The following is a 20,714-nucleotide window of genomic DNA, read 5'->3' on the forward strand; positions in this document are numbered from 1 at the left end:
TCTCCTTTGTTCATTTTTTCGCAGAATTAAGCGTGTTGATTATACCATACCTTCGATGATATAATTGATTCGACTTAATGATACAACGATTCAAATTCTGAATCACCCACTTTACCTATGAAAGAACTGGGGTATATCTATGCTGGATTATCGAATGGAAACCTTCCTCATCCTGTGTGAGGAGATGAATTACCGCAAAACCGCCCAAATTCTGCATCTTTCTCAGCCTGCCGTCACCCATCACATTCAATTTCTGGAGCACGAGTACGGGTGCAGCCTGTTTACCTACGCCGGGCGGCAGCTGATTCAGACCCCACAGGGGCGGGCGTTGGAGGAATATGCCCGCTCGGTGAAGCACAACGACCTGGAGGTGCGGCGCAAACTCTCCAATCCGCACGTACTGGAGCTGAAGGTGGGGGCCACCAAGACCATCGGGGACTACGTCATCAACCACCGGGTCAACCGCTTCCTCACCAGCCAGGACCACGCCCTCACCTTCATTGTGGACAACACCGAGCACCTGCTGCAAATGCTGGACGACGGCCAGCTGGACTTTGCAGTGGTAGAGGGGTATTTTAGCAAGACCCACTTTGAATGGCAGCTGTTTCGTCAGGAGCCCTTTGTGGGGATCTGCCACAAAAACCACCCCTTCTGTGGCCGCAAGGTGGGACTGCCCGAGCTGCTCTCCGCCACCATCATCCACCGGGAGGCGGGCTCCGGCACCCGGGCCATTCTGGAACAGAAGCTCAAGGGCTACAACGAGTCTCTGGAGCGGTTTGACCGCCACATCTGCATCAGCTCCTTTAAGCTGATTTTGGATGCAGTGAAGCAAAACCTGGGGGTCAGCTTTGTCTATGAGGCTTTGGCGGACAGCGACCCCCAGCTGGGCAAGTTCTGGATGGAGGGAGACCCCATTATCCGGGAATTTAACATTGTATACTTAAAAAATACCGACCCACAGGAGAAAATCCGGCTCTTTCTCCAGGAGTAAACCCAAGAGCTGTCGCAGATGCGGCAGCTCTTACTTTCATATTGACTTTAATTTTATTAAAGTATATAATGAACATTGTTAAAGAAAGGAGGGTATGCCTCGTGGCACTGGATATCATGCCCGAGTGGATGGCCAATCTGGAGGAGGAAGACCTGGTGTTTATCAAAAAGTTTCTTCTCTCCTCCGGGTCTTTGAAGGAGATGGCCCGTCAATATGGGGTGACTTACCCCACGGTGCGGCTGCGGCTGGACCGCCTGATTCAAAAAATACAATTGAGCGACCAGGTGGAGGGCGAGCCGTACATCGCCCTCATCAAGCGGCTGGCCCTCCAGGATAAGCTGGACTTTGACACCGCCAAGCTGCTCATCACCCAGTACAAAAAACAACAAGGAGGACCATGATATGTTCAATCCCATAAACGCCCTCATCACCCTTGCCCTGCTGGTGGGCATCGTTCTGCTGCAAATCTTTCTCTCCCGCCGGGAGAGCCGATGGCCGGGGCTGGTGTTGCCCAGCCTCACCTTCCTCTTTAGCCTGTGCGTCACCTTTGGGGCCGCCCTATACGCCTATATTCCCACGGAGCATCAGAGCTTTGGTGACATTCTCGTCCCCACCCTCCTGCTGTTTTTGATGTACAACATTCCCACCTTGGTGCTGTTGGGCATCTACTCCGCCTGTCGGGAGAAGTACAGCCGGAAAAAACAGCTGGACAAGATGAACATTCAAGACCTGGACGGTTGACGGCCCCCGCAGAATGGGATACACTGGACTTGAATCTGAGGGGCAACCGCCCCCACCCAGGAAAGGAGTGTCTCCCCATGAGAAAGCAATGGTTGATGGGCCTGGCCCTGAGCCTGGTTCTGCTGGCTGGCTGTTCCGCCTCCAACGTGGTCAAGACCTATGAGAGCGGCCAGGACAGTGTGATGGTCACCTACCAGGAGCTGAAAGACGGCACCTGGAAGTGTGAGGACACCGTGTACCCGTACCGTCTGGAGCTCACCGGGACCCTGCCAAATGCCCAAGCAGATTCCCACTATGTCGTGCTGAGCCAGCGGGAGGACATTACATTTGAGGAGGTCTCTCAGTGGTTGTTGAGCAGCGTCACCCCCTTTGACCCAGACGACTATATCTTGGTTGAAATGAATTGAGCGGGATGGTTTTACCCCCACAAATAAGGCCCGCCCCCTGGAATCGCATGGTGCCATTCCAGGGGGCGGGCCTTTTTCTCTGCTGGACAAAGGCTCCATGAGCATGTAAACTGGGGGTTGCAACCAATACTTGCCCAAATGCAACCCCGATGTGGTTTCATTTGGGTTCGATATTAGATAGATTTGAGGTGTCAATATGGTACTGTCAGAAAAATTAGCGGCACTGCGGAAAGAGCACAGATACTCCCAGCTGTATGTGGCGGAGTGTCTCAACGTGTCCCGCCAGGCCATCTCCCGGTGGGAGGTAGGCAGTTCTGTCCCCTCCACAGAGAACCTGCTGGAGCTCAGCCGCCTGTACGGGGTGTCTCTGGATGAATTGGTGGGGCACGATATAGAAGGAAAAACGCCATCTTCTCCTGAAAGTCAGCCCGAGCCTCCAAAGGCTGTTCCCAAGAAGCAAAGAATAGGTATTACTGTTTTATTCAGGAAACGAATTTCCATTGTAGCCGCTATCGTGTTCCTGGTATTTGTATTCTTGCTATCTACTTGTCTGTGGCGTATGAACCGTTCTCAAAATGAAAATCTTGTAGACATAGATCACCTTCAACAAGAAGGTACTGTCGCTCCAGATGGAAACTTTGGGTTTGACTAACACACTATAATCTGAAATCACGATGGAGGAAATCATGAAACAGCTTACAAAGAAACTTCTTATTTCGTCCCTTTCTCTTGGAATGGTAGTCCTATGCTGTACTGGAGCCTTTGCCACAGTATACATCGATGCACCTTGTTCCGAGACTGTATCATATGTCCAATCTATAGAGCAACAAGCTGAGATTATCTCCGTCATAGATAGTTTTAATCTGGATAATACCCGGGCAACCAATCGTTTGGACATTACCATCGATGCAGGAAAGCTTCTCAAAGCTGACACTCCGTTTTCTCTAGAGGTTGGGGAAACGGTTTCCATGAACTTCACCTACTCACCAAGAAGCTCGTCTATTTCTGCTGGTCTAATTGATAGTAATGGGTATTTTTATAGTTTTACTGAGAATTCTGGCACCATAAATAAGACCATTCGAGTGCGTAAAACTGGGAAGTATTACTTAGCTTTTCGGAACAACTCTAACGTATCTGTTCAAATTATGGGTTTTGTCTACTACTGACAAATAGGTGCATTACGAGAAAGTAGGGATATGAAATGCAGAAATTTATTTTTTAAATTGCCATCGACAGCAAGTTGGCCTTATTTTCAGGAAATAAATCTTCAAGGCATAAACTTATTGTTCGCAAACTGATTTATAGTTAGTTGAGAGGAGGTTGTTTTATGAAAAAATTTATTACAATATTGTTATCCTTGTGTATGGTTTTATCAACATCGTTACTTTCATTTGCTAGTGAAAGTGATAATTCCGTTGTTATTTCTCAATTATCTGTTCCAGAAGCCCTTGCAGATTCATCCATCGTAGACTTTTTAAACGATACGGGCGAAATGACAGAACTGCTTGAAGCACAAAAAGAAATAAGGGCATATTTCTATCAAACTGCATCCAACTATACAAACAGTACTAATATTCTCTCCGATGTTAGTCCAAGTGACGTTCAAGAAATTTCAGAGCAGTATGCTCTTTCTCTTCCTTCCGAGACCGAAACCGGAACTATCGACAATGGTACATTGTATGTAGAAAAGAACTCACGCGGTTCAATCATCGACATATGGTATATTTATTATCCAATTACAGACAAATCGATATCAGTCAAAGCAGCCATGGTTGATGCTGACAATCCACTTGGCGTTGTTTCTGGTACCCTTATGTGCTACACTTTAAACAATACGACCTGGCAGCTTCGTAGCTCTACTGTTTTCTCTAAGTCTAATGTAACAAACGGTGTTATTTCCACATGGAATATAACAAAATGGGGTGTTAAGGAAAAGTTTGAATATTCTACCCGGGTATATGATAATGGCAGAGAACACTCCTATAACAATAAAAACAAAGAAGACAGAGTTCGATATAATTTTGATGCACAACCCTATAATAAATTTACTGCAAATGGAGGTAATCGCCATCATTTTATACCTGCAAATTCTTTACTGAGAAATGGTTTTAATACAAATACAGCCTACTGTATTCGCATGATGGTAGCCGATCACAAAAAAACCGGAAGCTGTGGTAATTCTTCATATGTCGCTACAGTAACCTCCCTTCTTCAAGCAAAAAAGTATCGTGAAGCACTTCAACACGAGGTCAATGACTTAAAATCCAAACCGGACTCGGAAGGTTACCACGGTAGCTTGCAGCAAAAATACTATAACGAAGTGGTTACCTGTTTGGTGGAGTATGAAAAACTGTTTGGTTTACGCTAATGAACAGATTATATATGAAATCTCTTAGTATAGCTTATCATCAGGGCATCGGCCCCTTAAAGCTGGGAATGTCGCCCCAGGAGATTTTGACCGCCGTGGAACAGCTTCGTGCGGAGGCCCAGCTTCCCACCTCCACCCCGGTGGACATATCCAGAGAAACAGTGGGTCCCCTCACCTGCATCCGCTACCAGGGGGATGAGTTCTTCTTTCTGGTACACTATTACCAGGACCGGGCGGTGGAGATCGGGGTAGACGGAGAACTGAGCCACCACCTTCCCATTCTCCTGCATGGACTGAAGGTATTTCAAACCCCGGCGGAAGACCTGGTAAACACCTTAAAAGCCCACAGCGCCTGTATCTATGATCTGGAGGATGAACAGCTCAGCACGGAGTACCTGTTCCCCCAGCTGGGCCTGCGCCTGTGGCGGGAGATGCCCTTTCACCCCAAGCTGCTCTCTGACCCAGCCTACTGTGAAGAGATGGCCATGGTCTTGGATGAAATGAACGCCTACCTGTATTTCCAGTTGATTTCCGTCCTAGATTGGGAGACTCTGGAGCAGGTTCAGCCACCGGGATATCTATTTCAATAGGGAAAGCCCTTCTGCTCCATGGCAGAAGGGCTTTCTTATCTATAGATCTCGATTGTACAGCTTGGCCACGAACTTCCGGCCCCCCACCATAAACAGCAGGATGGCCGCCAGGTCCACCGCCTCCAGCAGGAGGATGACGTGGCGCTCATCCATGCCCTCGGCCAGCGTTCCGGCCAACAGGGTGCCCGCCACGCCGCCCAGGGAGCACAGCATCTGGAAGGTGCCGTTGAACCGGGCCCGTTTCGTGTCCGGCACATAGGACTGGGTGGCGGCAATGCGGATGTTGTAGCTGGTGACCCCCAGCACCCCGGTGATGAAAAAGGCCAGGGCCATGAGGGGGATGGGGAGATACAGCTCCATGGCCGCATTCAGTCCCACCACAACGTACACGCACAGGGCAATGCGGAACTTCAAGTGGGTGGGAAAATGCACCTTGTAGTGGATGAGGCCGCCAATCAGCCGCCCGATCACCGCAGCGTTGGACACGATGGCATACAGGGTCACCGCCGCCACCGGCCACATGATATACAGGTAAGCATGACTGCGGAAAAAGGGCAGGTGCAGGGTGCCGCCGCCGCTTCCGGCAAAGTTGCTCACGGTGAAGTACAGCGTCACCGCCAGTAGACCCTTCTCAGAGAGAATGTAGGACATGCCCTCCTTGAAGTCCACGCCGAACTGCCGCAGAGGGTTCTGACTCTGCACCGGGGCGGCCTTGTCCATGTGGGTCTCCTGGTAGCGGATGGTGCGCTCAAAGCAGGCGGCAATGAAAAAGCTCACACCATCCAGGGCCAACAAGGGCAGGATGGTACCCATACGGTCATAGATGAGGGCCGCAATGGGGGAGGTCATGGCCGCCAGAGGCCAGAGCAGACTGGAGATGGAATAGGCCTTGGAGAAGTTCCCTTCCGTGATGAGGTTGGGATAGAAACTGTCATAGGCCACGGAATACACGCTGTTGATGGCGCCTGTAATGAGGCAGAAGGCCAGCAGCACCAGGTAGTTAAACCAGCCCTGACTCATGAGCAGGAACATCAACAGGTAGAGAAAGGCGGACAGAAAGTCCAGCCGATAAATCACTTTTTTCCGGCTCATCCGGTCCAGGTACGGCCCCGCCAACAGGGGGACCACCAGCACCGGAAGCTGGAAACCGATGTTGAAAATTGCGTATAAAAGGGTGGACCCGGTGTAGTCCAGCACCATGATACTCATGGCAAAGCCGGACAAGGTACTGCCCACCATAGACACCACACTGCCCAATGTGATGATGGTGAAGTCCCGGGTCCACAACGTAGACGGGGTACTCAAAACTCTCCTCTCTCGCAGAACAATACGATTGGAAAACGCCTCAATGCGTGGTATACTGTCAGGGAATCCACCAAGGAGGGGTCCTCCCATGAAACGAAGTAAAATCCTCACTCTCTTGTGGGCGGTGCTGGCGGCTGTGGTGGTGCTCACCGGAGCCATTGCCGCCCCTATTTTGTGCCGCTCCTTCTACTATGCCCACATCGACGCGCTGGACCTCACCGAGCAGATCGGACTATCTGAGACCGAAATCCGCCGGGCCTATAACGAGATGATGGACTACTGTACCGGCGGCGACACCTTTTCCACCGGCATCCTCCCCCATTCCCAGGAAGGGGCCAGCCACTTTGCCGACGTGCGGGGCCTGTTTTTGCTGGACCTGGGATTGTTGGCTGGGAGTGTGGCGGCGTGTGTGGTGCTCTTCGTCCTCACCCGCCTTCTAAAACGCCGATGTGCGCCCATTTTGGGCCGTGGGCCCGGATTCTGGGCAGGCGCCGGGCTGGGGGTCAGCTTCGCCGTGATCGGCGGCCTGGCCGCCCTGGACTTTGACCGGGCCTTTGTGGTCTTTCACCACCTGTTCTTCCCCGGCAAAGACAACTGGCTCTTCAACCCCAACACCGACCCCATTATTTTCATTCTTCCCCAGGTGTTTTTCCGCAACTGTGCCCTCTTGATTTTAGGGCTGTTGCTGGTGGGATGTATCGGGATGATTGTCTGGGATTTCGTCAGGCCAAAGGCACGGGTTTAAAAACTTCCCCCACTTCCACAGCGGAAAAGCCTCCTGCGGAAATCTCGGTGATTCTAGCCCCGAAGGGCACCTCCTGGCCCTCCGGCAGTAGAGCGTGGACGGTGACGTGGTCGGTATAGTCCACATCCCCCACCACCCCATTGAGGGCGGTGACCTCCAGCTTCACCCGCTCGAAGAAGTTATAGGGGCAGTCCACAGTGACTTCCACCCAGCGGCGCACCACCGAGATGCCCGACTCATCCAGGGCCATTTTCGAGGCCTGGGTATAGGCCCGCACCAGGCCCCCGGCCCCCAACAGAATACCGCCAAAGTAGCGAGTGACCACACAGCAGACGTTGGTCACTCCTTCTTTTTGGAATACCCCCAGCATGGGCTGGCCCGCCGTGCCCTGGGGCTCGCCGTCGTCGGAGTAGCGCACAGCGCCGTCCTTGACGATGTAGCACCAGCAGTTGTGCCGGGCGTCGTGATATTTCTTCTTGGCCCACTCGATGCAGGCCCGGGCCTCCTCCTCGGTCTCGATGGGCCACACGTGGCCGATGAACTCCGAGCGCTTTTCCACCAGGGTGGCCTGGGCCTCCCGGGTGGGGATGAGGTATTCACTCATGTTGCTTCAGTCCTCCCAGTCCTCTTTGTGGGGCTTCCACCCCTCCACCAGAGGGCCCAGCCGTCCGATGGTCTTGGGGGTACACACCGCCACCACGTCGATGGTCTCGGTGTAGTCCACTTTCTCCACCTTGCTCTCCCGGTACAGGGTGTCCAGCAGGCCGCCCTGGTCGTAGGGCAGGTGGATGGTGACCCGGCGTGCCCCGGTGTCCAGGCGGCGGCCAATGGCCTCCAGCAACTGGGGCAGTCCTGCTCCCGTGCGGGCGGAGATGGACACAATGTCCTCCCCGTGGGGGAGAATCTCCGCCGGGGCCAGGTCGCACTTGTTAAAGACCTCCAGGCGGGGGGTCTCCGCAGCGCCCAGCTCCAGAATGAGCCGGTCCACCACGTCCGCCTGCTCCCGCCACAGGGGGTCGGAGGTGTCGATGACGTGGAGCAGCAGGTCTGCAAAGGTCAGCTCCTCCAGGGTGGCCTTGAAGGCGTCCACCAGCTGGTGGGGCAGCTTGGAGATAAAGCCCACGGTGTCGGAGATGAGCACGGTGCAGGTGTCCGAGATCTCCAGCATCCGGGTGGTGGTGTCCAAGGTGTCAAAGAGGCGGTTGTTGGCGGGAATGTCCGCCCCGGTGAGAGCATTGAGCAAGGTGGACTTTCCGGCGTTGGTGTAGCCCACGATGGCCACCACCGGCACCTCGTTTTTCTCCCGGCGCTCCCGCTGGGTGGCCCGCACCCGGCGCACGTCCTTGAGCTCATCCTCCAGCTTGGCAATTTTCCGGTGGATGTGGCGGCGGTCGCTCTCCAGCTGGGTCTCACCAGGGCCACGGGTACCGATGGCGCCCTCCTGCCGCTCCAGGTGCTTCCACATGCCGGTCAGGCGGGGCAATAGATACTTGTACTGGGCCAGCTCCACCTGCAAGCGGCCCTCGCTGGTGCGGGCCCGCTTGGCGAAGATGTCCAGAATGAGGGCAGCCCGGTCCATCACCGTCACCCCCAGCTCCTCGGTGAGCACCCGCTGCTGAGAGGGCGAGAGGGGGTTGTCAAAGATGACAATGTCCGCTCCCAGGGTCCCCACCAGCTCCTTAATTTCGGCGGTTTTGCCCTCGCCGATGAAGGTGCGGGGCTCGGGATTGGGCCGATTTTGCAGCACGGTGCCCAGGCAGGTGCCCCCAGCAGTGTCCAACAGAGCCGCCAGCTCCTCCAGGGTCTCCTCGGTGGCGTTCTCCTCCCTGGTGAGGCTGGGAGCGTTGAGCCCCACCAGGATGGCGCGGTTAATTTCTTTTACTTGTGTATCTTCGAACATAGAAACTCCTCTAACATTCGTCTTGCTCGGACCGTGCCCTCGGCAGAGTTTCCCCGCCCCCAGGCGGGGAAATCAATTGAAATCCCGTTTTTCCCGAGGACATGCGCATCGGGAAAAACACTTCTCAGCCCGCAAGTGTGAGGCTTGCCCGTCCTTTGGGCAAGCCTTGCGCGCAGTGGGCTGCAACACTCCACCATTGAACGGGCACATGGTGTCCGTTCAATGGTGTTTGACCAGGGCCTCCACAATCTCCCCGATGTACATGGTGTGGTAATCTCCCTCCGGGTACCACTTCTCCCGCACGTCCTCCGGGATGTAGGAGGGATTCATGCGCTGGGCCATGCGCTTGCGGCACACCAGCACCATGTCCGCTTCTTCAAAATACGGGGCGTCCCCCGCTGCTGTGGCCACGGTGAAGCCGCACTCCGCCACCTTGTCCACATATCTGCCGCTCTTGGACCCGCACAGGGCCAGCTGAGGACGGTACTCAGGGCCAAAGAAAGAAAGGGTGAAATACTCCTCACGGTCCACAAACTCCTTGGTGTACCGCTGGGGCCGGATATAGGCAATGGCAATGGGGCTGCCCCACAGGATGCCCAGGCCACCCCAGGAGGCGGTCATGGTGTTGCAGTCCTCCTTGTCCCCGGCGGTAATGAGCATCCACTGGTCACCAATGGCGGAAAACACGTTAAAGTCCAACTCCTTGGGTTCCACTTTTTTCAACATGATGGTAGCCTCCTTGTATCTTTGATAGTTTCATTATATGCACCTTTGCATAAAAAGACAAGGAGACGTTGCACACTGCAACGTCTCCTTGAAAGAAACCATAAGATTAGCCCAAACCGAACTTCTTGTTGAAGCGGCTGACACGTCCGCCGGTGTCCACCATCTTCTGCTTACCGGTGTAGAAGGGGTGACACTTGGAGCAGACTTCCACCTTAATGTCCTTCTTAGTAGAACCAGTCTCGATCACGTTGCCACAGGCGCAAGTAATAGTGGTCTGCTGATAGTTGGGATGGATGCCTTCCTTCATGGAATTCACCTCTTTCTTTCGAAAATAAGTCCAGGAGCCCAATGACTCCATGTAAACGCAACATGTATCTTACCACGCTTAGGGGAAAAAAGCAAGGGCTTTTTCAAATTATTTTATTTTCCAGCTGATTTCTTCCCCCAGGCTGAAAAACCACAGGGTACAACGGCCCACGGGCAGCTCCAAAGCCTGAGATAGAGCCCGGCTGTAGGCCTCCAGCTGGGGGCGGTATTCCTTGGCTCGCTGCTCCACCGTGGCCTCGCTGACCCGGTCGGTCTTGAAGTCCAGCACCGTCACGGTGCCGTCTTCCTCCACAAACCAGCAGTCCACCACGCCCTGGAGCAGCACCTCCTCCCCCGCCTCGGCGTTGGGGTAGTAGTCGGCGGCGGGCACCAGCATGGAAAATTTAAATTCCCGCTCCATCTGGGGCGAGGCCACCAGCCGCTGGCCCAGCGGAGACCGGAAGAAGGCCAGCACCCGCCCTGGCTCCACTGCCTCCCCCTGCTGGGGTGTGATAAACTGCAGAGCTACCAATCGGGCAATCTCTTCCTGAATCTCCTCCAGGGTATGGGTGCGGTCAAAGTTCAGATACTGCATCACCATATGCAGGGCGGTACCCTGCTGGGCGGGGGTGAGAGGCCGCTGGCCCTGGAACACGGGGCGGCGCAGGGTCACTGTGGGCTTGGCGGGGGCATATTCCACCCCGTCCTGGGCCGCTTCCGCATCCTTATCCCGGCCCTTGAGCTGGGTGGCGGTAAGCTTGGAGGGCATCTGGGCAGATACCTGGTGTGGATAGCTCCAGGTGAGAGCCTCCTGCCACCCGGCGGGCAGTTCCACCCCCTGCTCTGCCTCCCCACCCATCTCCAGGGGGCCCACCCGGGCCGCGTCCTCCTGGGTAGGGGTGAGTAGCTTCACGTCCCAGCGGTACCCCTGCTGGGGGGCACTGCACGGACGCTGGAGCCCCAGCTCATCCCACAGGGGCTGGCTGTCCTCCCGGCACAAAGCGGGGGTGAGCACCCACTCGGCCATGCAGGAGGCCCCCGCCACCTGCCGGGGCGGCGGCGGGCACTGGGCCTGGGCCGCCAGCTTGTCCAGCTTCAAATTCTTGCCGTTGACGCTGGTGAATAGAATGAGCTTGTGCTCGGCCCGGGTCATGGCCACGTACAAAAGGCGCATCTCCTCGGCGATGAGCTGCTGGCTCAAACGCAGGGCCACCCCGTCCCGGGCAATGGTGGAGTAGCGGAGCATCCGCTGCCGGTCCACCCGCTTGGGCCCCAGGCCTAAGTCCGGGTGGAAGAGGATGGTGGACCGGGTGTCCTCGGTGTTGAACTGGTGCTCTAAGCCGCACAGGAACACCACGGGGAACTCCAGGCCCTTGGAGCGGTGGATGGACAGAATGCGCACGCCCCCCACGCTCTCCCCCTCCACGGGGACGGGCAGGCCGTTTTCCGCCAGGCGGGTGAGGTGGATGAGAAAGGCCATGAGGCCCTTGTGGCCTCCAGATTCAAACCGCCTGGCCTCCTCGTACAGGGCCATGAGGTTGGCTCTGCGAGCCCCGCCCTGGGGCATGGCGGCAAAGATGGCGGGCAGGTCGGTGCGCTGGTAGATGTACCACAGCAGCTTGTGGCTGCTCTCTTCGGCGGCCAGGGCCCGCAGTTCCCCCAAGAGGGCCAGGAAGGCCACGCAGTCCGCCTCCTCCCGCTGGGCTCCCGCCTCCACCGCCTCATACACCCAGCCAGAGCACCCGGCCCGCAGCTGGGCCAGACGGTCCGGGGAGAATCCCAACACTGGGGAGCGGAGGACGGCCAGCAGGGGCACGTCCTGCCGGGGGTTGTCCACCACCTGCAACAGGGAGATGGCCACCGAGATCTCGGTGGTGCCGAAGAACTCCCTCCCCCCTTCGGCGCTCCAGGGGATGCCCGCCTCGTCCAGAGCGGCGGCATACCACCGCAGGGTGGAGCCGGGGGAGCGGAGCAAGATCACCATGTCATCGGGGCGCAGGGGTCGGTCCCCGATGGGCAGCCCCGAGGCCAGCAGCTCCTTCATGCGTTTGGCCACCAGCCTGGCCTGCACCAGGTCCTTGTTCACCTTGTCCTCCTGGTCGGGCAGCTGGGATAGGTCCACACAGCACAGCTCGGTAGCGTACTGGGGGTCGGGCTGCAAATCCTGCCGCCCGTGGCGCAGGGCCTGGTCCTCATCGTAGTCCAGCTCTCCCACCGCCTGGGTCATCACGTTGCGGAAGACAAAGTTGGTAGCGTCCAGCACCTCCGGGCGGGAGCGGAAGTTGGCGGACAGGGGGATGGTACGGCCCTGTCCCTTCTCCGCCTCCTCCCAGGGGGCAAAGCGGCGGTACTTGTCCAGGAAGATGGTGGGGTCTGCCAGGCGGAAGCGGTAGATGGACTGCTTCACGTCCCCCACTAAAAATAGGTTGTCCCCCTGGGACAGGGCGTCAAAGATGGCGTTTTGCACCCCGTTGGTGTCCTGGTACTCGTCCACCATGATCTCCACATACCGCTTGCGCCACTCCAGGGCCAGGGGGGATGGGTTCCCCTCCCCGTCGGTGAGGAGGGCAGCGGTGAGGTGCTCCCCGTCGGCAAAATCAATGAGGCGGTGTCGGCCCTTGAGGGCCACAAAGGCCTGGTTAAACTCCGCCACCACGTCCAACAGGGCGGTCATGGCGGGGGCAATGGCCCGCAGGTCCTCCATGGCCTCCGCTGCGGACACCTGGAAGCGCTGTTTCAGCTTCTCCAGCTGCTTTTTGCAACTCTCCCGCAATCCCTTGGCCCGCTCCTTTAGAGCCTCGTCGCAGTCCCCCCGCTTGGCCTTGGGGCGCTCAAAGGCCACTTGCTGCAAGGCCTGGGCCAGCTCGTCCCAGCCCTGGGCCTCCCGCACCCGCTCCAGGCCGTAAATGGTGGTACCCAAGGTGCCTCCATAGTTGTTCCACAAAATGGGGTCCTCCTCCAGCTCCTGCAACACCCCTTGCAGGGTGTGGGCCCAATACTGGGCCAGCTCCTGGGCATCGGAGAGGAGCAGCTTGCCCCAGGGGGTGTCCTCCGGGGCGGTCTCCCCGCTCAAATTAAAGTCCGCCTTGCGCTCCATGAGCCAGTCCAGAGGGCTTGCCTGGCTCTGGACCTTTGCGTGGATATCCAGAATCACCGACTCCAGGGTCTGGTCGTCCCGGTCCCCGGCCATGCTGTCGGCCAGGGCCTGGAAGCCCGGATCGTTTGCAATGTTGGCATACCGCCTCTCCAGCACCTCCTCCAGGGCCTCCCTCCGCAACTCCTCCCCGGTGCCCTGGTCACACAGGCGGAAGTCCGGGTCCAGCCCCGCCAGGTGGCCCCACTGGCGCAAAAAGTCCAGACAGAAGGCGTCAATGGTGCAGATCTGGGCCTGATACACCAAGGTGGCATTTCGGCGCAGGTGCCGGTCGTTGGGTCTTTGGGCCAGCCGTGCGTGGATGGCGGCGGCAATGCGGTCCCGCAGCTCGGCGGCGGCGGCGTTGGTGAAGGTGATGACCAAAAACCGGTCCACGTCCTCCCCCTGCTCAATCCGCTGCATCAGCCGCTCCACCAGCACCCGGGTCTTGCCGGACCCGGCGGCCGCGGACACCAGCAGGTCGCCCCCCCGATTATCCACCACCGCCTGCTGCTGGCGGGTGAGTTCAATTGCCATGGTCTCCACCTCCCATTCGGTCCTTCATCCAATTCCAAAATTCCACCGCCCGCTTGCTCCGTCTCCGGCGCAGGGTGTCCCCCAGGCACTCCTCAAAGTGGCAGGCAGAGCGGAACTCACACCACTGACAGGCGTTGTGCTGGGCGTCCCGCCAATAGGGGTCAGCGTCAATGTTGCCCACCGCCACCTGGCTGGCAGCCTGGCGCAGTACCTGGGTGACATACTCGTCCAGCTCCCGCATCTGCTCTTCGTTCACCAGGCAGTCCCGGTTGCGGGAGTTGATGGGCAGATAGCGGTATTTGCCGTCTGGAGCCTCCTCCATGGCGTCGATCACCGCCGGGTCATCCAGCACCAACCCCTGGCGGCGCAGCTGTTTCTCCTGCTCCTGGGCCACCGCTTGAGGGTCGGTGTTGCGGCTGCCATCCACCAGGGCGGTGCGGGCAGGCACATACAGCACCCCGGCGGGGATAAGGGTCTGGTCTCCAAACAGTGCCTCACCGTTGCGGCTGAGGGCGAAGAGGTAGAGGAGCATCTGTAAGCCCCGCCCGTCCTCCACCTCCGCAAAGTCGAAGGCCTTCTTTCCGGTTTTATAGTCCACCACCCGCAGGTAGCGCTTTCCTTCGTGCTCCCAGCTGTCCACCCGGTCCACAAAGCCGGACAGACGCAGGGTAATGCCGTCCTGCTCCACCTCCACCGGGGGCAGCTGCTCCCCTTTGCCGAAGCCCAGCTCCAGCCACACGGGGACGAACTGGGAGGCGGACAGCTCCCCGGCCACGCTGTCCACCACCGTGAGCACCGACTGTTTCATGCGGTCGAAGAGCCAGCGGAACCGGGCGGTCTCATCCTCCAGGCCCTGGAGCACCTCGGTTTCATAGCGGTCCGCCGCCTCCTTGGCCAGAGCCCGGCACTGCTCCGGGGCGGGGTGCTGGCCCAGCACTTCCTCCAGCACCGCATGGACAAAGGTGCCGTAGTCGGAGGGGGCGAACTTGGCCCGCTTCCGGGGCTGGGCCTTGAGGCCAAACCGGAGAAAGTGGCAGAAGTGACAGGACTGGTACAAATCCAGTCGGGTGGCGGACATGGGCACCGCCTTGCCGTACAGGGTGCGCACCCCCTGGGGGGACAGGCGGCCGCGCCGCCACTGTCCCGCCTCCTGGAGCCGCTGCACCCGGTCCCGCATGTCGGGCAGCTGGGACAACACCGTCCGCACCTGCCCCACTCGTCCCGCCGCCTCTAAGGCGGGGCCGGGGGCGGCCAGACGACAGGCCACGTCGGCGGGGTCGCCGTGTCGGGCAGTGGGAAACAGCTGGGTGAGCCGCTCATAGAGGAAGCTGGGCCCCCGCTCCTGCCCCGCCCCGTCCTGCTGGGCGTAGCTGACGTACAGCCCCTGGGTGGGGCGGGCACAGGTCTCGTACACGATGGTCAATTCTCGCCGCAGCTGCTCTTCCTGCCGAGAGGCCAGCTCCACCTCCAAGGCCGCCAGAGCGTCCCGGTCCTGGTCGGAGAAGAGGCCCGCGGCGGGAGCACAGCTGGGAATGGCGGTGGAGTCCGCCCCCAGGAAAAACAGGTATTTGCACTCCTTGTGGGCCATGCGGGGGGCCTCGCCCACCGTGACCCGGTCCAGGGACACGGGGATGGCTCCCACGTCGTACTGGCTGAGCACCAGGGCGAAGAGGCGGGCAAACTCCTCCATCTCCAGCTGGGTATCCCCCAGCAGCAGGGCGCACTGCTCCAGGCCACCCACCACAATGTCCCACAGCTGGCGGTACTGGGCGGCGGTGTTCAGGTCGCCCCGGCGCTCCAGGCTAGCCGCCCGCTCCTCCAGACGTTTGGGCAGGTCGATGTCCTCCAACACCTGATAGAGGGCCTGGGCTCGCCCCGCTCCCGTCTGATCGGGGCACTTACGCATCCGCTCCAGAGGGGCGATCACCTGGCGGCGCAGATTGTCCAGCCGCTGCACCAGGGCGGTGTCCTCCTCCGAGAAGGGGAGGCCGTACCCCTGGGGGTGCATGTTCCAGGGCTTTTTCCTGGTCCACAGGCTCCCCTTAATGTTCCAGGTGAGGACGTAGTTTTCCAGGATGTCCCGCTGGTCCTGGGTCAGGGGGGTGAGGTCGGTTTTCAGGTAGCGGAACAGCTCCTCATAGGGGTAGTCCTGGGCAGCGGCCGCCAAGGCGGAGGTGACCAGGGCCAGCACCGGGTGGCGCAGCACGTCCTCCATGGCGCTGAGGTAGACGGGGATGCCGTACTGGGCAAAGACGCTCTCCACCAGCTCCCCGTACCCCTCCAGCCGCCGGGGACACACCACAATGTCCCGGCACCGCACGTCTCCCGTGCGCAGCAACGCCACGATCTCACTGGCGGCCCACTCCACCTCCTGCCGAGGGGTGGCGGCCTGGGCCAGGGTCACAGGGCATTCCACTGTCCAAGGGTCAGGTAAAGGGCCGTACAGGTGCCCCTCCATCCAGGAGAGGGCGGAGTGGCTGGGCTGGGGGCGGTGGAGGCTATGCTCCTCCACCCCTGCCCTGCCCCGCCGGGCCAGACGCTTGAGCCGGGAGGCCGCCCGCAAAGCGGGCTCAAAGATGCCCTCCGGGTCGTTGTCCGGGTCACATACCAGGGCCACGGTGACATGGGCCTGGTGCATGAGCTGCTCCAGCACCTGCTCCTCCTGGGGGGTGAAGTCGGTGAAGCCGAATACGGCGATTTCTTTGCCCTGGGCCCAGCCCGTCTCGGTGAGCTGCTGGGCCAGCACGTCCAGGCGGCTGCGGGGGTCGGCGGCTCCCTGAGCCGCCAGGGCCTCATAGGCGGCGTAGAGTAGGCCAATGTCCCGCCACTTGTCCCCCTGCTGGCCGCCCAGCTCCTCCCCGGCCTCCAAGAGCTGCTGAGGCTGCACACAGCAGCTTTTGCACTCGTCGATGGTGGCCAGCACGTGGGTGAGGAAGGCGGGCTTGCGGGAGGGGGAGCGGTAGATGCGCAGCTGAGGCGCGCACTGGCGCAGGGCGGCATACATCAGCAGCATCCGCCCGCCCCCGTCCAGCACCGGGGCGGCCCCGCCCCCTGCCACCTCCCGCAGCCGTCCGGCCAGCCGGGTGAAGGAGAGTACCTCACAGGTGCGGGAAGCCCCGTTGCCCAGCACCTGGCACATGGCCCGCTCGCTCTCGTGGGAGTACTGCTCAGGCACCAGCAGCAGCCGACGCTGGGCCGGGGACGCCCCCAGCCGCTCCAGCAATTCTCTTCGTATTTCCTGCCCCGCCCGGGCATACAATAGGGTGAGCATGGCGCACCCTCCTCTCGTGGGTTGATGGGTTTCATTCTACCGGATTTGTACCGGGAAAGCAATCCGTGAAACCTTACGGCATCTCCCAGCTGATGCAGTTGAGGACACCGCCTTGTTTTGCAATTTCATTGATACACACCGGTACCACGGGCTTGGAAAAGATATCTTGTGCCTGTGCCACCGCTTCCTCGTCCATGGCAACGTCGAACACAGGTAGGAAGATGCAAGTGTCCGTCTCCAGAAAATTGAGATAGCACCCCACGGCGCTGTCTTTGGGAGAGGAGAAGTAGGGAAAGTCAATGACCTCTATGTGGTAGGTGCGCAACGCCCGCTTGATGCGCTGCTCCAGGCCATATTTGGAGGGAACACGATTACCCACCACGGTGTTCTCATCCACAAACCGAACCATTCCGTCCGCATGACCGGTCATATCACTGGGTAGGGATGGAATCAAAATCACCTGGGCCATCAGCTGCTCCTCTAGTGCCTTCACCAGCTCTTGGGGCGCATATGCAGGATTTTCTCCCAGCACCCGATCGCTGATGACCACCTGTTCCCTGGATGGGGAGAACACCACATTTCCGCCGTCCAGGTTGATGGAGGAATACGTCGCAGCCAAAGAAAGCTGGGGGGCAATGTCCTTCTCATAATCGGTTTTCAGCTCGGGAGTGTCTTGGAGATACCCCGGGTCATAGCGAAAGGAGACAAAGGTGCCATCTCGAATTTGGACCGGCATGAAATCTCGCAGCCAGATGTCCTTGGTCCCGGTCAAAAACCGATATGGAATCTGTTGAGACGCAAGTGCGGCGGACAATCTGTCCGCCGCAGCTTGATAAATGGGGGTTGTTTGGAGCAAAGAAGAAAGATAGAGCATTCGGTTTCTCCCCCCTCCCCCTCACTTGAAGATAAACCGCTTTGCCTCGAAGCGCAGGGGCTTGTCGTCGGGGATGTTCTTTCGTTTCGTCGGCTCCTTCAACTCCGCCTGGGTGCCATCGTCCTCGATCCAGATTTCGGCGTCATCTTTCAGCATATCCATGCCATCGGCACTGTCCAGAATTTCCATTGCCCATACCACTCTTTGAGGTCCATCCTCATAGGGGTCGAGGCCACAGATCAAAACCCCTTCGGATACATCAACCTTATTGGCTACCACATCCAACCGCTTTCGACCCTCGCAGCATTTGGTATGTAGGTGCAAATGCCCACCCTCCAACGCCTGGGAGGTCTTGTTCTTTTCCCGATTCCCGTCTGTGAATTTGTCCTTTTCTGGATAGGCCTCTGCGATCCGAATCCGAGCCTTAATCACAAAGGGTCCTTCGTCCTTGTTGTCTTTATCGACAACGTGGCACAGATTCTTACCGATCAGCTTTTGGGCCAACTCTTCTGCGGGACATTTGAAGAAATCTCGATCCTTCTCCTTCATCTTTTTGTCAAAGTCCTTCTGCGTCATCCACTCCGGTTTGCTCATGTTATGGTCACTCCTTTTTCGTTTATCTCATTGTTTTCAACGCATTCCTTGCGTGTTGAAACCAACGGTTTTCCGGCTCCACTTGGAGGACAAATCCCACCTGACCCAGCAGGTGATTCCGATATCTCTCCACATCTGGCGTATCACCTGTGAAGAACCCCCCTCTTTGGGTGTGCCTCAGACTGTCCGCCAAACCAAACTTTTGGGCGTAATACAGCTCCTGGCGAAGTCGACGTTTGTACACCCTGGACACCGACACGGTTTCATTGACGGTAAGTCCGGTGACACACTGCCGGGAAGCTCGGGTGACAAAACAGGTTTTGTCCTCGTGGAGGGAAAACCCCATATGCTCCAACATGATTTGTACCTTCTGGTAGACCATGTACAGGGGACGGTCTGCGGAAAAGGTCATGTCATCGCAATAACGGGTATAGGCAATGGCATGCTTCTGGCACCAATCTCCCAGGTATACATCAAAGGATTTCATCACCAAATTGGAAAGGGCCGGAGATGTGGGTGCGCCTTGGGGCAAAGCTCCCTGCCAACAACACAGACGTGTGAGCAACACCCCCACCTGCTTAGGAAAATAGGGGCTGCAAAAGGCACTGCGGTACACCTGCGCAAATTGGATACTGCCAAAAAAGTCGGTGATATCCAACTTTAATAGGTACTTTTTCCCCACATGAGGTGCCGCATTGTCCACCAGAGTTCTCCGGCGGATGTACGCCGTGGCATGCGGGGAGGGCAAAAAGTGCATCAGGATGTTTCGTTGAATTTGACGCTGCACCGCCTTCAATGCTCCATCCGGAACATGGAGCACTCGCATTTTTCCGTTCTTTTGGACTATTTTCACCTGGTCATAATGCTCATCCACTTGCTTTACTAGATCGAACAGCCGTTTGCGGTTCATCTGTAAGAACGCAGCCAGCTGGTGAGTGTCATAGAGAAATGGTAGGCCACGGTGTTCGGCTTGGAACGCCAGCACCATTTGAGTGGCTGTGTGCTCCCCAAACTTGGCGACAAACGGTCTATCCCATTCATGAAAATAAATGGTGCCATTCTCTCGGATATACATACATTTCCCCACCACTCACAAACCATGATTCCTTGCGGTACCAAAATACTTGAATATCCATTCAAGCCACCGACTTTGCCCAGTCAAAGTCGAACACTGCATCGAAACCCCAGACGGCGACTCGCCGCCCCTTGAACCTTTCGTTCCCTGTACTCTACCGCAAAGCATCCTGCTTGTAGGTTTATTCTACCACTGCCCCCCAAGTCCAGCAACACAAAGTTAATCCCAGACCCGCAGAAGAAGGGCGGGACCGCTGTCGCGGGTCTCTCGGTCTCCCACCAAAATGCGATACTCCTGATAGGGCAGTATCTGCACCACCTCCACCGCCTCCCGTTTTCTCAACTCTTCCACCAGCTCCTGAGTGGACACCTTGGATAAATCCATGTAGCTCATTCCCTTCTTTTCATTTACCAGCCCAATCGCCGTTTTCTCCACTTGATGAGTATCTGTGCATATTTGCGGTGCCATTTTGCCGCCTCTTTGTACTCTTTTCTCTCTTCCATGCACGTCGCATAATGAGAGATTCCCGCTTCACACCCCTGTTGAGCGGATTTCCAGAGCCAGTACACCGCCTGTTCCATGTCCGGCTCCACTCCTTGTCCATACCGATACCGATGTCCAAGTCGATTCTGGGCCTCCGCATCCCCATTCTCAGCCTCCTCTAGATCTCTCTGAAAGGAATCCTCCCATGGACTACCTTGGGCCTCCAGCACTTCGTCCACGCTCTGGGCATATGCCTCATATTCCATATATCGCTGTACCATAGCGTCCTCAATGCGGTCCATGGGCGCCGGATGTTCCATTAAATCGTCGGATACACCCCGCTGGGCTGCTTTGTACCATCGGACGGCCTGACGATAGTTCTTTCTCGTCCCTTTCCCATCCTCGTAGCATTTTCCTAGGAAAAAGCAGGCATCTGTAAATCCCTGAGCGGCTGACTTTTTGTACCACTCAAACGCCTTCTTCTCTGCCTCCACATCGGCGGAAGCCGCATACAACGTGGCCAACCGATACTGCGCCCTGGGGTCATTCTTTCGGTTGGCATCCTGCCACAACTCCACCCAATCTTGAACCTGCTGAGAAATCTCCACATCCATGACATACCACTCCTATTCCAACGTGTGCTGGTTTAAGCTTACGAACAGAATACC

General features: G+C 57.7%; 21 protein-coding genes. 9 read left to right on the forward strand and 12 right to left on the reverse strand.

Annotated elements, in window-relative coordinates; translation table 11 throughout:
- Window positions 1-139 precede the first annotated feature (139 nt).
- The 8 genes from B5F98_RS03015 to B5F98_RS03045 all read left to right on the forward strand — a co-directional run bounded on the left by B5F98_RS03015 (window position 140) and on the right by B5F98_RS03045 (window position 5,097).
- Window positions 140-991, forward strand: coding sequence for a LysR family transcriptional regulator (locus B5F98_RS03015; protein ID WP_087369553.1), 852 nt, complete (start codon window positions 140-142; stop codon window positions 989-991).
- Between the two features lie 101 nt (window positions 992-1,092).
- Window positions 1,093-1,392 carry a DUF2089 family protein gene (locus B5F98_RS03020; protein WP_087231325.1) on the forward strand — a complete coding sequence of 100 codons (300 nt, stop codon included), beginning with the start codon at window positions 1,093-1,095 and terminating at the stop codon, window positions 1,390-1,392.
- A gap of 1 nt (window position 1,393) precedes the next feature.
- Entirely contained in the window at window positions 1,394-1,732 is a 339-nt protein-coding gene (locus B5F98_RS03025; RefSeq protein WP_087369554.1) for a hypothetical protein, read from the forward strand.
- Between the two features lie 77 nt (window positions 1,733-1,809).
- Window positions 1,810-2,139 carry a hypothetical protein gene (locus B5F98_RS03030; protein WP_087369555.1) on the forward strand — a complete coding sequence of 110 codons (330 nt, stop codon included), beginning with the start codon at window positions 1,810-1,812 and terminating at the stop codon, window positions 2,137-2,139.
- Window positions 2,140-2,335: 196 nt separating this feature from the next.
- Window positions 2,336-2,791 carry a helix-turn-helix transcriptional regulator gene (locus tag B5F98_RS03035; protein ID WP_087369556.1) on the forward strand — a complete coding sequence of 152 codons (456 nt, stop codon included), beginning with the start codon at window positions 2,336-2,338 and terminating at the stop codon, window positions 2,789-2,791.
- Window positions 2,792-2,825: 34 nt separating this feature from the next.
- Complete coding sequence (locus B5F98_RS03040) at window positions 2,826-3,305, forward strand: hypothetical protein (protein WP_087369557.1); 480 nt, start codon at window positions 2,826-2,828, stop codon at window positions 3,303-3,305.
- 161 nt (window positions 3,306-3,466) lie between these two features.
- Window positions 3,467-4,507, forward strand: coding sequence for a hypothetical protein (locus B5F98_RS12650; protein ID WP_143482180.1), 1,041 nt, complete (start codon window positions 3,467-3,469; stop codon window positions 4,505-4,507).
- Between the two features lie 14 nt (window positions 4,508-4,521).
- Entirely contained in the window at window positions 4,522-5,097 is a 576-nt protein-coding gene (locus B5F98_RS03045; protein ID WP_143482181.1) for a hypothetical protein, read from the forward strand.
- Window positions 5,098-5,136: 39 nt separating this feature from the next.
- Here the strand turns inward: B5F98_RS03045 and B5F98_RS03050 are convergent, their stop codons facing one another.
- Complete coding sequence (locus tag B5F98_RS03050) at window positions 5,137-6,402, reverse strand: MFS transporter (RefSeq protein WP_158096755.1); 1,266 nt, start codon at window positions 6,400-6,402, stop codon at window positions 5,137-5,139.
- Between the two features lie 88 nt (window positions 6,403-6,490).
- Here B5F98_RS03050 and B5F98_RS03055 point away from each other — a divergent pair, with 88 nt between their 5' ends.
- Window positions 6,491-7,147, forward strand: a complete 657-nt coding sequence (locus B5F98_RS03055; RefSeq protein WP_158099762.1) for a TIGR01906 family membrane protein — start codon at window positions 6,491-6,493, stop codon at window positions 7,145-7,147.
- On the opposite strand, the gene B5F98_RS03060 is transcribed toward B5F98_RS03055, so the two are convergent.
- From B5F98_RS03060 to B5F98_RS03105, 11 genes are all read right to left on the reverse strand, one after another.
- Window positions 7,125-7,751 (reverse strand): YigZ family protein, encoded by a 627-nt coding sequence (locus tag B5F98_RS03060; RefSeq protein ID WP_087369560.1) that lies wholly within the window; start codon window positions 7,749-7,751, stop codon window positions 7,125-7,127. The genes B5F98_RS03055 and B5F98_RS03060 overlap by 23 nt on opposite strands.
- Before the next feature lie 6 nt (window positions 7,752-7,757).
- Window positions 7,758-9,047 (reverse strand): GTPase HflX, encoded by a 1,290-nt coding sequence (gene hflX / locus B5F98_RS03065; protein ID WP_087231303.1) that lies wholly within the window; start codon window positions 9,045-9,047, stop codon window positions 7,758-7,760.
- A gap of 219 nt (window positions 9,048-9,266) precedes the next feature.
- Window positions 9,267-9,773: a flavin reductase gene (locus B5F98_RS03070; protein WP_087369561.1), complete on the reverse strand. Its 507-nt coding sequence runs from the start codon at window positions 9,771-9,773 to the stop codon at window positions 9,267-9,269.
- A gap of 106 nt (window positions 9,774-9,879) precedes the next feature.
- The gene (rpmE, locus tag B5F98_RS03075; RefSeq protein WP_087231297.1) at window positions 9,880-10,080 is read right to left on the reverse strand and encodes a 50S ribosomal protein L31; all 201 of its coding nucleotides are present in this window, start codon (window positions 10,078-10,080) and stop codon (window positions 9,880-9,882) included.
- Window positions 10,081-10,188: 108 nt separating this feature from the next.
- Entirely contained in the window at window positions 10,189-13,749 is a 3,561-nt protein-coding gene (addA, locus tag B5F98_RS03080; RefSeq protein WP_087369562.1) for a helicase-exonuclease AddAB subunit AddA, read from the reverse strand.
- Window positions 13,739-17,020: a PD-(D/E)XK nuclease family protein gene (locus tag B5F98_RS03085; RefSeq protein WP_087369563.1), complete on the reverse strand. Its 3,282-nt coding sequence runs from the start codon at window positions 17,018-17,020 to the stop codon at window positions 13,739-13,741. Before B5F98_RS03085 ends, addA begins: the two co-directional genes overlap by 11 nt.
- 73 nt (window positions 17,021-17,093) lie before the next feature.
- Window positions 17,094-17,894 (reverse strand): agmatine deiminase family protein, encoded by an 801-nt coding sequence (locus B5F98_RS03090; RefSeq protein WP_087369564.1) that lies wholly within the window; start codon window positions 17,892-17,894, stop codon window positions 17,094-17,096.
- 21 nt (window positions 17,895-17,915) lie between these two features.
- Complete coding sequence (locus tag B5F98_RS03095; RefSeq protein WP_087369565.1) at window positions 17,916-18,488, reverse strand: DNA-3-methyladenine glycosylase; 573 nt, start codon at window positions 18,486-18,488, stop codon at window positions 17,916-17,918.
- A 22-nt stretch (window positions 18,489-18,510) separates the two neighbouring features.
- The gene (locus tag B5F98_RS03100) at window positions 18,511-19,563 is read right to left on the reverse strand and encodes a reverse transcriptase family protein (protein ID WP_087369566.1); all 1,053 of its coding nucleotides are present in this window, start codon (window positions 19,561-19,563) and stop codon (window positions 18,511-18,513) included.
- A 219-nt stretch (window positions 19,564-19,782) separates the two neighbouring features.
- Window positions 19,783-19,956: a BC1881 family protein gene (locus B5F98_RS12655; RefSeq protein WP_158099764.1), complete on the reverse strand. Its 174-nt coding sequence runs from the start codon at window positions 19,954-19,956 to the stop codon at window positions 19,783-19,785.
- Between the two features lie 14 nt (window positions 19,957-19,970).
- Window positions 19,971-20,660: a tetratricopeptide repeat protein gene (locus B5F98_RS03105; protein ID WP_087369567.1), complete on the reverse strand. Its 690-nt coding sequence runs from the start codon at window positions 20,658-20,660 to the stop codon at window positions 19,971-19,973.
- Between the last annotated feature and the right edge of the window lie 54 nt (window positions 20,661-20,714).

The sequence above is a fragment of the Pseudoflavonifractor sp. An44 genome (assembly GCF_002161675.1).
Lineage (GTDB): Bacteria > Bacillota > Clostridia > Oscillospirales > Oscillospiraceae > Enterenecus > Enterenecus faecium.